This is a genomic window from uncultured Vibrio sp. (assembly GCF_947488985.1).
Classification (GTDB): Bacteria; Pseudomonadota; Gammaproteobacteria; order Enterobacterales; family Vibrionaceae; genus Vibrio.
Genome location: NZ_CANLBV010000024.1, coordinates 1 through 14,788, shown reverse-complemented (window position 1 = coordinate 14,788; position 14,788 = coordinate 1). Strand labels below are relative to the sequence as shown.

Genomic DNA, 14,788 nt, shown 5'->3' with positions numbered 1-14,788 from the left:
TGATGTCGTAACGATTTAGAGTCATTAAACGAAAAAGGGTTGGCATAAGCCAACCCTTTTTCGTTTCGAATTCGTTAGATCGCCAAACTAAGCGTATGCACAGCGTAGCTTCATAATCTCACCATTGATCTCTTTCACTGTTTGAAAGTGGCGTTTTTCAGCTCGTTCCGGCAGCACAAGCTTACCGTTATCAAACTCAAATTTCCCTACGCCGTAAATGTAGATTCGCCCTTTGAAAAGTCGACTTACATGTTTAGCTATCATACCTGGTGTATAGCGCTTAAACAGTCTCATTATAGTTATCCTTATATTTACCTAGCCTGCATATTATAAAAAATCTCCGAGATAATAATTGTGATAAGTATGGAGTAAAATGCAGTAGAGTTGACGTTAATTAGATATTTGTGCTGTTCTAAACACTTTTTGCAGTAAATATCTATTTTTACGTGACCTTCTCCTCAAATTTATTGTGAGTGATGAAAACGCAGTGAACTTTCGTATCCATTATTAAGCATTAATAATGTTACAAGTATAAGAATAGGCGGGATTCTCTATTTGTATAATCGAATCATAAATTTTAGGCATAAAAAAAAGCCCGTCTAAAACGGGCGAATAGTCACAGATGCATTACACAAAAGTGGATACTGATATTACTCAGTGGATTCACTATTACTGATTTGCCTATAAGCTAGCCAGTGAATTTACAATAACCCACATTTCGAGTAATGACTACTTATGTCTTAATTTTGATTAGAAATTTACTTGTTGGGTTGTTTAATTACGATAAGTCTCACGAAAAATATGTACTCAATGAAAGTATGGGTTTTATTTTGTGACTCGACTCGCCTTTTGGGAGTGCTTATCGACTGATCTCAGCAATGCGCGGAGCACAAAGCGCCATAAGATCATCGAGGGCAAGGGCGATACCAGCCATGCGGTCACCTGAGCTAATGGTAACGGTCGAGTTGTTCTGAATGGATGGATCAAAAATGATCGGCATATGCCTTTTTAGAGCGAGAGGGCCAACACACCCTACTTTAAAACCTGTGATGGTTTCAACATCAGCAGCTGATACACAGGTCATTCGGCGACAGTTTAGCAGCGAGCGCACTTTCTTTGGGTCGACAGAGCGATCGCCTGCAGTACAGGCTAGCGCATACTGGTTACCCATATCTTTGAGCAGGATGCATTTGACCATTTGTGAGGTGTCAATGCCTCTCTCTAGTGCGGTATCTTCGATGCTGGTGGTGGGTTTGCTTTGCATCAGCAGGCGATAATTCACCTGCTGTTGATCCAGCCATTGTGTGATCAGGGTTTCCACAGAGTTACTCGTCGTCAAGGCTGTACGGCAGTGGCAGGATATTCCATATTTGATCAGGCTGTGCGGTCAATCGAAGCTGAACATCATCGTCAAGGTTGTTTGGCAGTACCATCAGGCCAATCGCTTGGTGATCAGCAAATTGATAGACGTTTAACAGTCGGCCTGCGCCACGCCAGTTTTCACCCACGCTACGCTCTAGTTCAATCGAGCTTTCTAAAGACAATACTTCAGCCGTTGGTCCTGAAACAATGCGCATTTCACGCTTGTTCATGCCTCGATACTTGGCACGAGCTACTGTTTCTTGACCCGTGTAACAGCCCTTGGTGAAGCTGATGCCACCAATCGCTTGCAGGTTAAGTGCCTGAGGGATGTGCTCATTTTGCTCTGCTTTGGTTAGGTTAGGCTGAGCATCGATAATTTCATGATACTGCCAAAGCGTTTGCGCTACTTTTTCAGCCGAGCTGTTCGATACCAAGACTTCAGCGGCTTCTTCGGTAATAAGCAGAGCCCAGCGGTGGTCAGAGACCTGAACGGCAGTGCCACCAGAGATAGTACGTACCTTACCTTGGCTTTCTGAAATCGAGTCTATGTATTGATCAGCGGCAGTACCCATAATGCCGAGCACAACGTCGGTGGTTTGCTCAATTTCAACCTTAGAGAACACCGCGTATTTTTTGATTTCGACTAATTCAACGTCAATTGCGGATTTCGGCTGCATGAGTGCATAGCCACCATTGTGGTGGAACAGACGGAAGATGCTCCATACTTTTCCTTTGGCATCACAGTGTGCGCCTAATGTGGATTCATTATTAGGAAGAGTCACGACATCGCACGTTACTTGGCCTTGCAGGTACGACTTTTTGTCATCGCCTAGCATGGAGATTGCACTCCAGTCTGATACGTAGGTCATCATCAGTTCTGGAAACGATTCATTTGGCGTATGAGCGAGCGGCTGAAAGGTGTTTTTCCAATCCATTTTATCTTTCCTAATCATTTTATTTGGCTCTATGTTAATCCGGTTCCGTTTCTTTGTCAGCCAAGGTTTTTTTGTGAGCTTAGATAGGGACTGTGACTCACACAGTAGTTGCAGAGCTTATGAATTGTTACACTTCGAGCAAGAAACATTATCGGTGAGGATAGCCAATGTATACTGCAGAGCAGAAAGCACGAATTAAATGGGGTTGCCGTCGCGGCATGTTAGAGCTTGATGTTGTCATAATGCCATTTTTTGAAGAGTGCTTTGATTCATTGCAAGAGCAGGAGCAGCGTGAGTTTGTTTCTCTACTAGAGTGCGATGACCCCGATTTATTTTCTTGGGTAATGGGGCATGGACGCAGTGAAAATTTAGGCCATGCATCAATGGTTGATAAAATTGTTGCACACAACCTCAGCAAGGTTCGTTAAGCTTCAGCTTAGCCCTTCCTATTCTGCATTATTTGTTAAAGGTACGGTTTTTGGGTGCCTTTTGTTTTTGATCGTCCTGTCTTCTGTTCCGCTTGCTGTCAGCCTGTATTGCTTAATGTTAATCATCCACTTGTTCAAAACTAATCACGTGATTGTAAACAGTGCTCATGGTCGTTTTGATTATCAAGAAGATGGTGAGGTTCGGCTTAATGATCAGCGTTATTTTCTCAAGTCCGTTGATACGATCTGGGCGCAATTCTTTGTTAAATTACGATTTAGGTGTGGGCATTCGGTATTACTATGGCGAGACAGTTGTCGTGAGCGTGAATATCGACACTTTTTAGCTCACATTCAGCGGCAACACCAACGCTAAAGAAAAGGGAGCGCTGGGCTCTCTTTTCTTTGATCGTGTCTTATACCAATCACAGCAAGTAAGTGATCAGAAATAGCGTTTTCACAAGCTAGGGTGATCAGTTATTTACTACGATTGGTATTATTATGACGGATTGGCTGGCGTAAGGATCGTAGGTCCGCTATCTTCAGCCAGCTCTGGGTAATCCAAGGTGTAGTGCAGGCCACGACTCTCTTTACGTTGCATAGCACAACGAACCATCAGCTCTGCAACTTGCAGTAGATTACGTAGCTCTAGCAGGTTATTCGACACCTTGAAGTAGCTGTAGTACTCATGGGTTTCTTGTTGCAGCATTTGAATGCGACGCAGTGCGCGTTCGAGGCGTTTATCGGTTCGAACAATCCCCATGTAATCCCACATGAATAGACGCAATTCATGCCAGTTGTGTTGAATGATAACCTCTTCGTCACTATTGGTCACTTGGCTCTCATCCCATGCTGGCAGCTCGGCACATAGCTGAGATTGATCGATGTTCTCAACAATGTCTTTTGCTGCTGCCCACGCATAAACCACGCACTCAAGCAGTGAATTTGACGCCATACGGTTAGCTCCGTGTAAGCCGGTATAGCTTACTTCACCAATCGCATACAGATTCGTGAGGTCGGTTTGACCTTGCTTATTGACCATCACACCACCGCAAGTGTAGTGCGCTGCCGGTACGATAGGGATCGGCTCTTTGGTCATGTCGATGCCTAAGTCCATCAAACGAGTGTGGATCATAGGGAAATGCGCGGTGATAAACTCTTTAGGCTTATGGCTGATGTCGACATACATGCAGTCAGCGCCCAAACGTTTCATTTCAAAGTCAATCGCCCGCGCTACTACGTCACGTGGCGCTAATTCACCACGCTCATCGAAGTCTTTCATAAAGCGAGAACCATCAGGGCGACGCAAATAAGCGCCTTCACCACGTAGGGCTTCCGTGAGTAGGAAGTTACGTGCTTCTGGGTGGAACAAGCAAGTCGGGTGGAATTGATTGAACTCTAGGTTCGCAACGCGGCAACCTGCACGCCAAGCTATCGCTATACCATCACCAGAAGAGACGTCAGGGTTGGAGGTGTATTGGTAAACTTTTGAAGCGCCGCCGGTGGCTAACACAACAAACTTAGCGCGTACGGTTTCGACGTGTTCTTGGTTGCGGTTCCAGATATAGGCACCGATAACTTTGTCTTTTGAACCATCAATCTTATCTTCGGTGATCAAATCCAACGCATTATGGCGTTCGAAGATCTCGATATTTGGGTGGTTATTCACGTTATCTTGTAGGGAGGTTTGCATCGCCATACCCGTTGCATCGGCGGCATGCAAGATCCTGCGGTGGCTATGGCCGCCTTCGCGAGTGAGGTGATACTTAGGCTGGCCTTCGGTGCTGTTCTCATCTTTATCAAATGGAACACCGCCATCAATCAGCCATTGCACACACTCTTTTGCATTTTCAGCAATGAATTGAACGGTATCTTCTTCACATATTCCACCGCCAGCAATTTGAGTATCTTCTACATGTGACTCAATACTGTCCGACTCATCGAACACTGCAGCAATACCGCCTTGTGCATAATATGTCGACCCTTCGCTGCGTGGTCCTTTGCTTAATACAATTACTTTTGCATGTTCTGCTACGCGTAAGGCTAATGACAAGCCTGCTGCACCACTTCCTACCACTAATACATCACATTGATGTTCTCGGTTTGCGTTCATAAAACTCATTAAATCCCGGGCTATAGTAGAATTGTCTACTCTTGATTGGCTTTGTCTTGTTTTAGGCGTTTCGGGAAGACTGTTATAATCTTCCTAGAGTCATCTTAAAACGCTATGTAAAATCAAGATGTAGACAACTATCTAGAAATATTTAATTGCTCAATACCATTGCTTTTGCTCAAGTTTCCTAAATTGATAGGGGCAACTATTTTTATTACATCACATTGTGAAACAATAATGGCAAATAATTTTAAGAAAGTTGGAACTTTCGGTATTGGACCTAGTCACAATAGTGCTCTTGTAGACGGTGGTGTCAATACTACAATTTCGCATAATTAGTACCCGTATCTGTGAAGGTGAGGGTTATAACAATAGGAGTACCCGCTCGAATGAACGAGCAGCTAACGGATCAAGTGTTGATTGAGCGAGTTCAGAGTGGAGATAAGCAGGCATTTAACTTACTCGTGGTTAAGTATCAAAACAAAGTTTGTAATCTTATCTCTCGATACGTGAATAATTCTGGTGATGTACCTGATGTAGCACAAGAAGCTTTTATTAAAGCTTACCGCGCGATACCTAATTTTCGAGGCGAGAGTGCCTTCTATACATGGCTATACAGAATTGCTGTGAACACCGCTAAGAACCATATCGTTGCTCAAAGCCGTAGGCCACCAGTAACGGATGTCGATGCAGAAGATGCAGAATATTACGAAACAGACAGCGCATTAAAAGAAATATCGAACCCTGAGAACTTAACGCTGTCAAAAGAATTGAAACAAGTTGTTTTTGGAGCGATTGAAGCGCTGCCAGAAGATTTAAAAACTGCAATGACATTGCGTGAGCTCGAGGGCTTGAGCTACGAAGAAATTGCAGAAGTAATGGATTGTCCAGTAGGAACCGTACGTTCGCGTATTTTCCGAGCTCGTGAAGCGGTGGAAAAGAAAATCAAACCTCTTTTGCAACGCTAGAACTTGTAATAATTATGGTGAAAATAATGGCTGATAAAGAAAAGCTTTCGGCACTCATGGATGGTGAAATGATCGATAAGGGTCTCATTGTAGACCTTGAAAGTGTTCAAGAAAGTATCAATACCTGGCAGAGTTATCATTTAATTGGTGACGTAATGCGCGGGGATGCGCCAAAAAATCAAGATTGGAATATCGCTAGTAGTGTAGCAGCAGCGCTCGAGGATGAGCCTGCGTACAATTCAACATCGAATCTGCATCAAGCAGCGGTTGAACCTAGTGTTACTCCAGTTGAAGAACAGCCGAAACCTCATCAAGCGAAGCGTCAGCTTCCTGTGTGGTTACAACAGTTTGGACAAGTTGCCGTGGCAGCGTGTGTCTCATTAGCAGTTGTATTGGGTGTTCAGCAATATGGTGGTAGCGATCCTGCTGCACCAGAGCAGCTACCTGTACTTCAGACGATTCCATTTTCAGGCTCGGTTGAACCAGTAAGCCTAACGCGTGACTCTGTTGAGAAGCCCACTTCTGAAGCTAACATACAAGAGCAGCGCAAACGTGTTAATGCGTTATTGGAAGACTATCAATTGCAGCTCAGACTAAACAGTGACGCATCGCCAATCGAAGATGCCCATCTAGAATCGGACATTGAATGAAGAAAATCCTGGTCAGTGCACTGACACTGTTTAGCTTGATGTCTCCAGCAGCCTTTGCAGAGGAACCGACAGAACCGACTGCTAAGGCTTTGCTTCATCAAATGAACGAGGCCAGTCAGCATCTAAATTACGAATTCTCCTACATACTGATAAAGAAGAGCAGTATTGAACCTCTGCTGTATCGTCATGCTGTGAACGAAGATCAACAACTCGCCCACCTTATTTATCTCAGCGGCCCAGTTCGTGAGGTGATTCGACGTGGCAACGAAGTGAGCTATATTGAGCCAGGTACAGAGCCATTTACCATCCAATCTGGCAGTATGGTTGCCCCGGTCATTCCGATGATCAATCGAGATATCGATTCTCTTAATCAATACTATGACTTCGTTAAAGTTGGGCGAGCTCGTGAAGCGGGTAGCACCACTCAAGTATTGCGAGTCGTACCTAAAGATGGCCTGCGCTACTCTTACGTGGTTTGGGTTGATGAGAAAACGAACCTTCCTCTGCGTGCCGATCTGCTCGATCGTGATGGCGAAGTGCTTGAACAATACCGTACGATCTCTTATGTGGTGAACGATAAAATTGCTGAGGTCATGGCGGGCTTAAGTCAAGCTCAACTGCCGAAGGTGTTGTCATTGCCGGAAGGCTTGGTGAGTGAAACCAACTGGCAAGCCTCTTGGATACCTGAAGGGTTTAAGTCGAATGAGCTCAGTCGTTATCAAATGGCGGCGACCGATAAAATGGTTGAGAGTCAACTTTTCAGTGATGGATTGTTTAGCTTTTCGGTATATATCGCCGACAAAGACGAACACTCATTGAAAGGTCAGTTGGTACGTCAAGGGCGTAGAACCTTACACAGCTTAGTGATTGGCGACAGAGAAGTGTCTGTTGTGGGGGATATCCCGCCAGCAACAGCCAAGCGTATCGCTCAATCTGTTATTTTCAATAATCAGGTGTCAGCGCAATGATGACCGCGCTGGCGACCGTTAGCTCAGTTGAACAAAAAGGTAAGCAATACTTTGTTCAATTGAGTTGCGAACAACAAACTAGTTGCAGCAGCTGTTCATCTCAAAAAAGCTGCGGTACCGGGGTTGTCACCAAAGCTGTTGGGAACAAGTCATTGTTTTGGATCTTAAAAACCAAAAGTCTTGTTAAGGCCGGGCAGGTTGTAGAGATCGGCTTTCCTGAAAAAAGCCTGTTGCAGTCAGCCGCGATTGTTTACCTTATCCCATTATTTATGCTGATGGCGGGGGCTGGTTTCGGTCTGCTATTGCTACAGCCCTTACTCCAAGGGGGCGAGGGGATTGTTATCCTTAGTGCTACACTATTTACAGCAGGTGGTATCGCTTTAGCGAAGCGGTTAGCCAAACCCATGGAAGACAAATCCAAGCAAGAAGTCGTCTTGATTCGAATCCTAGGTGAGTCTCTCGTCTAATTTATGATGCTTATTGCCCTTAAATTGGGTAGAATCTGCCAACTTGATTGAAATGCCGCCACCAATGCTGATGCTAGATTGGAAGCATAGCGGCTTTCTTATTATCCCTATTCAAAGAGTTTAGTCACACCAAGCCTATGAAGCACATTCGTAATTTTTCGATTATCGCCCACATCGACCACGGTAAGTCGACCCTTTCTGACCGCTTAATCCAAGTTTGTGGAGGATTAAGTGAACGTGAGATGGCAGCTCAAGTCCTCGATTCTATGGATATAGAACGCGAGCGTGGTATTACAATTAAAGCGCAGAGTGTGACTTTAGATTACAAAGCTAAAGATGGTGAGACTTACCAACTTAACTTTATCGACACGCCTGGACACGTAGACTTCTCGTATGAAGTATCTCGTTCTCTAGCGGCTTGTGAAGGCGCACTACTTGTAGTGGATGCTGGCCAAGGTGTTGAAGCACAAACTCTAGCAAACTGTTACACAGCAATCGAAATGGAACTGGAAGTGGTGCCAATCTTGAACAAGATTGACCTACCAGCTGCTGAACCAGAGCGCGTTGCTGAAGAGATCGAAGAGATCGTTGGCATCGATGCGATGGAAGCGACTCGCTGTTCTGCGAAAACAGGTTTAGGCGTTGATGATGTTCTAGAAAACATCGTAACGGCTATCCCACCACCGGAAGGTGATCCTGAAGCGCCTCTTCAAGCGCTGATCATTGACTCTTGGTTCGATAACTACCTTGGCGTTGTTTCTTTGGTTCGTATCAAGAACGGTACACTGAAGAAGAACGACAAGATTCGAGTAATGTCGACAGACCAAGTTTGGGGTGTTGACCGTCTAGGTATCTTCACACCTAAGCAAATCGACACCACTGAGCTAAATACTGGTGAAGTAGGTTGGGTTGTTTGCGGTATTAAAGACATCCTAGGTGCACCGGTTGGTGATACGTTGACGCTTGCTAAAGGCGGCAGCACTGAACGTCTACCTGGTTTCCAAAAAGTGAAGCCTCAGGTATACGCAGGTCTGTTCCCTGTTTCATCTGATGACTACGAAAACTTCCGTGATGCACTAGGCAAACTAAGCCTGAACGATGCATCACTGTTCTTCGAACCAGAAAGTTCGGCAGCACTTGGTTTTGGTTTCCGTTGTGGCTTCTTAGGAATGCTTCACATGGAGATCATCCAAGAGCGTCTAGAGCGTGAATACGACCTAGACCTAATCACAACTGCTCCAACAGTAGTGTATGAAGTTGTAAAAACAGATAAAACGGTTCTTTACGTTGATAGCCCGGCTAAACTGCCAGCGGTTAATGACCTAGAAGAAATTCGTGAGCCAATTGCACGCTGTAATATTTTGGTACCTTCGGACTACTTAGGTAACGTAATCACACTGTGTGTTGAGAAGCGTGGCGTACAAGTAGACATGGTTTACCACGGTAACCAAGTTGCTGTGACATACGATCTTCCTATGGCAGAAGTCGTTCTAGACTTCTTCGACCGCCTGAAATCAACGTCTCGCGGTTACGCATCATTGGATTACAACTTCCAACGTTACGAGCCATCAAACATGGTACGTGTAGACGTATTGCTGAATGGCGAAACGGTTGATGCACTGGCTATCATCACGCACAAAGATATTGCTCAGTCTCGTGGTCGTCTACTGGTTGAGAAGATGAAAGAATTCATCCCTCGTCAGATGTTCGATATCGCGATTCAAGCCGCGATTGGTAACCACATCATTGCTCGTTCTACAGTGAAACAACTGCGTAAGAACGTAATCGCAAAATGTTACGGTGGTGATATCAGTCGTAAGAAGAAACTTCTTAAGAAACAAAAAGAAGGTAAGAAGCGTATGAAGCAGATCGGTAACGTTGAACTGCCTCAAGAAGCATTCTTAGCGATTCTTCATGTTGGTAAAGACTAGGTATCAATCGCACTAACTACCTGCTGAGCATTACTGGTTAAAATCGTTTATTTCTTTGTTGCAAAGATTGTAATTAGGCCCACTAGTCACTGCACTTTGCGCCTCGAACTAAACGATTTTTCCTGCGTAATCTCCCCAGCATTTAGTCAGCATGATTGATACAGATTAGAAATATTAAGCAGAGTGAAAGGGTTATACTCTTTCACTTTCGTTATTTTTAAAGAAATGAAATTTAAGGGATATCAATGGCTAATACATTTTCGCTTATCTTAGTGATCGTAACTCTAGTGACTGGCATTGTATGGGCGTTGGAAAAGTTTGTGTGGGCGAAGAAGCGCCAACAAAAACTGGCTGACGTTGAAGCACAATCGAATGGCCTAGACGCTGAAACCAGCGCAAAAGTTACGGCTCAGCCTTGGTGGGTTGAAAACAGTGTTTCCATTTTCCCGGTAATTGCATTTGTTTTGGTTCTGCGTTCATTTATTTATGAACCGTTTCAAATCCCTTCTGGCTCGATGATGCCAACCCTTTTGGTGGGGGACTTCATCTTGGTAGAGAAGTACGCGTATGGTCTAAAAGACCCTGTATGGCGCACTCAACTGGTAGAAACGGGCAAGCCAGAGCGTGGTGATTCAATCGTATTTAAGTACCCACCTCAACCTAATATCGACTACATCAAGCGTGTTGTTGGTATGCCAGGTGACACAATTCGCTATAGCAGTCGTAAAGAGATCTGTATTCAAGCGAAGGGTACAAGTAGCTGTGAACCAGTGAAATTAAGTAACGTTGAAGAAAGCCAATTTGTTCAAGATGGTGTGCCTCTGATTCAGCTGAATGAACAGCTTGGAGACGTAGAGCACCAAATTTTAGTTAACCCATTACGCCGAGATCGTGTGCAAGCATACCAACCTCGCAATGGCGTTAACGAGTGGGTCGTTCCAGAAGGCCAATACTTTGTGATGGGTGATAACCGTGACAACAGTGCTGATAGCCGTTACTGGGGCTTTGTCCCTGAAGCAAACCTTGTTGGTAAGGCCGTTGCTATTTGGATCAGCTTTGAGTTCGAACGCGGTTCAGACAGCATACTTCCAACATGGATTCCTACTGGTGTGCGCTTTAATCGCATCGGTGGGATTCATTAATCGATCACATAACACATCGAGAGAGCATGAATTCTCCAATTGATAAACTAGAGAGAAAGATTGGCTATCAGTTCAATGATGCCGATCTTATCCACTTGGCGCTGACTCACCGCAGCGCCGCAGGTAAACATAACGAACGTCTTGAGTTTCTGGGCGATTCAATTTTAAGTTTTGTTATCGCTGATGATCTTTACCACCGTTTCCCTAAGGTAAACGAAGGTGATATGAGCCGCATGCGTGCAACATTAGTACGTGGTCATACATTGGCAGAACTAGGTCGTGAATTCGAACTAGGAGATTACTTAAAATTAGGTCCAGGTGAGTTGAAGAGTGGCGGTTTCCGTCGTGATTCTATTCTAGCGGATGCAGTTGAAGCGATCATCGGCGCTGTCTATTTAGATAGTGATACCGAGACGGTTCGCGGCATTATTTTAAGCTGGTACCAATCTCGCCTAGAAGCAATTCAGCCTGGAGTATCTCAAAAAGATCCGAAAACTCGTCTTCAAGAGTTTTTGCAAGGTCGAAGAAATCCTCTACCTGTTTACACAGTGACTAATATTAAAGGTGAAGCACACAACCAAGAATTTACGGTTGAGTGTGAAGTGGCAGGTGTGGATAAACCTGTTATCGGTAAAGGCACTAGCCGCCGCAAGGCAGAACAAGCGGCTGCTGAAACAGCATTAGAGCAACTAAGCAATGTCTGATAACAACCAAGATTTCGATATCGATGCATTCTTTTCATCTGATAGCAAACAAACAGGCCTACCGGAAAACCAACACTGTGGCTTCATCGCTATTGTCGGTCGCCCAAATGTAGGTAAGTCGACGCTTCTGAACCATATTTTGGGTCAGAAGATCTCTATTACATCACGTAAACCACAGACGACACGCCACCGTATTATGGGCGTTGAAACTGAAGGCGATTACCAAGCGATTTTTGTTGATACTCCTGGACTTCATATTGAAGAAAAGCGTGCCATCAACCGCTTGATGAACCGTGCAGCGAACAGTTCACTGAGTGATGTGAACCTAGTATTCTTCCTAGTCGATGGAACTCACTGGACTGATGACGATGAGATGGTATTGAACAAGCTGAGAAAAGCAGATTTCCCAGTGGTTCTTTGTATTAACAAAGTAGACAACGTTCAAGACCGTAACGACGTTATGCAGCACATGATGGAAGTGTCTAAGAAGATGGAATTCGTTGATGTTGTTCCAATCTCAGCGAAGCAAGGTAAAAACATCGATGTACTGCGTAAACATGTACGTGAACATTTACCTAAAGCGACCCACCACTTTCCTGAAGAGTACGTGACGGATCGCTCACAGCGCTTTATGGCGTCTGAGATCATCCGTGAAAAGCTGATGCGATTCACTGGTGAAGAACTCCCTTACTCCGTCACGGTTGAAATCGAGCGTTTTGATTACAACCCAGATAACGATGGCTTCCACATCAACGCCCTGATCCTTGTTGAACGTACTGGTCAGAAGAAAATGGTGATTGGTAAAGCCGGTGAGAAGATCAAAACAATTGGTCGTGAAGCACGTATCGATATGGAAGAGCTATTCGGTCGTAAGGTTTACCTAGAGACTTGGGTCAAGGTTAAATCTGGTTGGGCTGATGATGAGCGTGCACTTCGCTCGTTAGGCTACATCGACGATCTATAATCTAGATTGAACTTCACTTTCCTTAGTGGGATGTGAAAACCAAAATAGTGAGTTTAAGAGAGAGTGCGAACTCTCTCTTTTTGTATCTGTAATAAGGGTAAGTGATTGAGCGAAGGGTTACAGCGATGCTTTGTGTTGCACCGTCGACCATATAGCGAGTCGAGTCTGATCTTGGATGTCTTCAGTGAAGAGTTCGGTCGGATGACGTTGATGTCTAAAGGCGCACGCAGCAAGCGTTCCAATTTGAAAGGTGCATTGCAGCCTTTTACGCCGCTACTGCTTAAGTGGTCTGGTAATGGTTCGATGAAAACCTTACGCCAAGCTGAGCCAATAAGCTTGGGGCTTCCTCTCGCGGGTATAAACCTGTATTCAGCCATGTATGTGAATGAGCTAATCGGCCGCGTATTGATGGCTGAAGTACCAATACCTGCACTTTTTCACGACTATCTTCATGCTTTAACAGAGCTCGCGCATAATGAGAACCCTGAGCCAGCACTGCGTCGCTTTGAGTTGGCTCTATTATCTGCAATGGGCTATGGGGTAGACTTTTTACACTGCGCAGGTACTGGTGAAGCCATCGATCCAACCATGACTTATCGCTACCGAGAGCAGAAAGGTTTCATCGCTTCAGTGCGTCGAGATAACCTGACTTTTATGGGCGATGAACTTATTGCAATCAGCGAACGTAGGTTTATCACTAAAGAGCAGTTAAAAGCGGCAAAACGCTTTACACGCATAGCCTTAAAGCCGTATCTTGGCGGCAAACCATTAAAAAGTAGAGAGCTATTTATGCCAACCATAGCTCTCTCTAGAGCACGGAGTATTGGAAAATGAGCTCAATCCTTTTAGGCGTTAATATCGACCATATTGCAACCCTGCGTAATGCGCGTGGTACTAAATACCCAGATCCAGTACACGCAGCCGAGATTGCCGAACGTGCAGGTGCAGACGGCATTACCATCCACCTGCGTGAAGACCGTCGTCATATTGTTGACCGCGATGTGCGTATTCTGGCTGAAACACTTCAAACTCGTATGAACTTGGAGATGGCAGTAACGGACGAGATGGTTCAAATTGCCCTCGATACTAACCCTGAGTTTGTTTGTCTGGTTCCTGAAAAGCGTGAAGAGTTAACCACTGAAGGTGGCCTAGACGTCGTTGGTCAGCTTGAGAAGATCAAAGCGGCGACGCAAAAACTGTCTGCAGCGGGTATCAAAGTATCTCTGTTTATCGATGCTGACCGTGAGCAAATCGATGCAGCAAAAGCGTGTGGCGCACCGTTCATTGAGCTACATACGGGTCATTATGCGGATGCTAAGACAGAAGAAGACCAACAAGACGAGCTTAAGAAGATCGCGGCTGGCGCAAGCTACGCGGACGATCTTGGGATCACAGTTAATGCGGGTCATGGTCTCACCTACCATAACGTTGCCCCGATTGCGGCACTTCCAGAGATATACGAGCTGAACATCGGTCACTCGATCATGGGACGCGCAGTGTTTGATGGCTTAAACAAAGCCGTTGCAGACATGAAAGCAATTATGGAAACAGCACGTAACAACGCTTAGTTTTGTAAGTAGTAAGCGATGCGTTGTGAATTATTAGATAGAAGTTAAGTAGTAGAGGAAACATGGCAGTTGTTGGATTAGGTACAGATATTACAGAAATTGAACGTATTGAAAAGGCGTTGTCACGAAGTGGTGATGCTTTTGCTCAGCGTATTTTGACGGATTCTGAATTTGAAGTATTCCAGCAACTTAAGCAAAAAGGGCGTTACCTTGCCAAGCGTTTTGCTGCTAAAGAAGCGGCATCTAAGGCATTAGGCACAGGGATTGCTTTGGGTGTGACCTTCCACGACTTTGAGATTTCAAACGATGAGTATGGTAAGCCAGTTCTGAGCCTACATAAAAAAGCGCGTGAAATCGCAGAGGCGAGTGGTACAACATCGATTCATCTGACTATTTCGGATGAGCGTCACTACGCAGTGGCGACCGTGTTACTCGAATCCTGATTGATTACGACCAACCTGAATCTAATGTTTGATTAGCGACTCGCTACAAAACAAAAAAGCAGAGCTTACGAGCTCTAATGCCGTTCACTTAAGGTGAGCGGCATTGTTTTTTCTAGGATATCGGCTTGGCTTTTTCTTCACGACTCTA

General features: G+C 44.9%; 17 protein-coding genes. 13 read left to right on the top strand and 4 right to left on the bottom strand.

Features of this window, described 5'->3' with window-relative positions; translation table 11 throughout:
• Positions 1–87: 87 nt before the first annotated feature.
• From Q1A70_RS07820 to ygfZ, 3 genes are all read right to left on the bottom strand, one after another.
• Complete coding sequence (locus Q1A70_RS07820; protein ID WP_299688767.1) at positions 88–294, bottom strand: DUF1107 domain-containing protein; 207 nt, start codon at positions 292–294, stop codon at positions 88–90.
• Between the two features lie 565 nt (positions 295–859).
• The gene (locus Q1A70_RS07815; RefSeq protein ID WP_299688770.1) at positions 860–1,321 is read right to left on the bottom strand and encodes a YbaK/EbsC family protein; all 462 of its coding nucleotides are present in this window, start codon (positions 1,319–1,321) and stop codon (positions 860–862) included.
• A gap of 4 nt (positions 1,322–1,325) precedes the next feature.
• A complete protein-coding gene (gene ygfZ / locus Q1A70_RS07810; RefSeq protein WP_299688773.1) occupies positions 1,326–2,297 on the bottom strand; it encodes a tRNA-modifying protein YgfZ in 972 nt (323 codons plus the stop codon).
• Positions 2,298–2,464: 167 nt separating this feature from the next.
• Here ygfZ and Q1A70_RS07805 point away from each other — a divergent pair, with 167 nt between their 5' ends.
• Together Q1A70_RS07805 and Q1A70_RS20865 are read left to right on the top strand one after the other, a co-directional pair.
• Entirely contained in the window at positions 2,465–2,725 is a 261-nt protein-coding gene (locus Q1A70_RS07805; RefSeq protein ID WP_299688776.1) for a succinate dehydrogenase assembly factor 2, read from the top strand.
• On the top strand, positions 2,673–3,098 hold the full coding sequence (locus tag Q1A70_RS20865) for a protein YgfX (protein ID WP_363318240.1): 426 nt from the start codon (positions 2,673–2,675) through the stop codon (positions 3,096–3,098). Before Q1A70_RS07805 ends, Q1A70_RS20865 begins: the two co-directional genes overlap by 53 nt.
• 123 nt (positions 3,099–3,221) lie before the next feature.
• Here Q1A70_RS20865 and nadB read toward each other — a convergent pair whose 3' ends face one another.
• Positions 3,222–4,835, bottom strand: coding sequence for an L-aspartate oxidase (gene nadB, locus Q1A70_RS07800; RefSeq protein ID WP_299688779.1), 1,614 nt, complete (start codon positions 4,833–4,835; stop codon positions 3,222–3,224).
• Positions 4,836–5,224: 389 nt separating this feature from the next.
• On the opposite strand from nadB, the gene rpoE reads away from it, so the two are divergent.
• The 11 genes from rpoE (at position 5,225) to acpS (ending at position 14,640) form a co-directional block, all read left to right on the top strand.
• Positions 5,225–5,803: an RNA polymerase sigma factor RpoE gene (gene rpoE, locus Q1A70_RS07795; protein ID WP_299688782.1), complete on the top strand. Its 579-nt coding sequence runs from the start codon at positions 5,225–5,227 to the stop codon at positions 5,801–5,803.
• A 26-nt stretch (positions 5,804–5,829) separates the two neighbouring features.
• On the top strand, positions 5,830–6,453 hold the full coding sequence (locus tag Q1A70_RS07790) for a sigma-E factor negative regulatory protein (protein ID WP_299688785.1): 624 nt from the start codon (positions 5,830–5,832) through the stop codon (positions 6,451–6,453).
• Positions 6,450–7,421 carry a sigma-E factor regulatory protein RseB gene (gene rseB / locus Q1A70_RS07785; RefSeq protein WP_299688788.1) on the top strand — a complete coding sequence of 324 codons (972 nt, stop codon included), beginning with the start codon at positions 6,450–6,452 and terminating at the stop codon, positions 7,419–7,421. Before Q1A70_RS07790 ends, rseB begins: the two co-directional genes overlap by 4 nt.
• Positions 7,418–7,888, top strand: coding sequence for a SoxR reducing system RseC family protein (locus Q1A70_RS07780; protein WP_299688791.1), 471 nt, complete (start codon positions 7,418–7,420; stop codon positions 7,886–7,888). Before rseB ends, Q1A70_RS07780 begins: the two co-directional genes overlap by 4 nt.
• 137 nt (positions 7,889–8,025) lie before the next feature.
• Entirely contained in the window at positions 8,026–9,819 is a 1,794-nt protein-coding gene (gene lepA, locus Q1A70_RS07775) for a translation elongation factor 4 (protein WP_017629577.1), read from the top strand.
• Positions 9,820–10,064: 245 nt separating this feature from the next.
• Positions 10,065–10,961, top strand: coding sequence for a signal peptidase I (gene lepB, locus Q1A70_RS07770; protein ID WP_239830531.1), 897 nt, complete (start codon positions 10,065–10,067; stop codon positions 10,959–10,961).
• Positions 10,962–10,987: 26 nt separating this feature from the next.
• Entirely contained in the window at positions 10,988–11,665 is a 678-nt protein-coding gene (rnc, locus tag Q1A70_RS07765; protein ID WP_017629579.1) for a ribonuclease III, read from the top strand.
• A complete protein-coding gene (gene era, locus Q1A70_RS07760; RefSeq protein WP_299688797.1) occupies positions 11,658–12,629 on the top strand; it encodes a GTPase Era in 972 nt (323 codons plus the stop codon). The genes rnc and era overlap by 8 nt, the downstream gene beginning before the upstream one ends.
• 105 nt (positions 12,630–12,734) lie before the next feature.
• Positions 12,735–13,463 carry a DNA repair protein RecO gene (recO, locus tag Q1A70_RS07755; protein ID WP_299688800.1) on the top strand — a complete coding sequence of 243 codons (729 nt, stop codon included), beginning with the start codon at positions 12,735–12,737 and terminating at the stop codon, positions 13,461–13,463.
• Positions 13,460–14,197 (top strand): pyridoxine 5'-phosphate synthase, encoded by a 738-nt coding sequence (pdxJ, locus tag Q1A70_RS07750; RefSeq protein ID WP_017059040.1) that lies wholly within the window; start codon positions 13,460–13,462, stop codon positions 14,195–14,197. Before recO ends, pdxJ begins: the two co-directional genes overlap by 4 nt.
• A 62-nt stretch (positions 14,198–14,259) precedes the next feature.
• A complete protein-coding gene (acpS, locus tag Q1A70_RS07745; RefSeq protein WP_299688803.1) occupies positions 14,260–14,640 on the top strand; it encodes a holo-ACP synthase in 381 nt (126 codons plus the stop codon).
• Positions 14,641–14,788 lie beyond the last annotated feature (148 nt).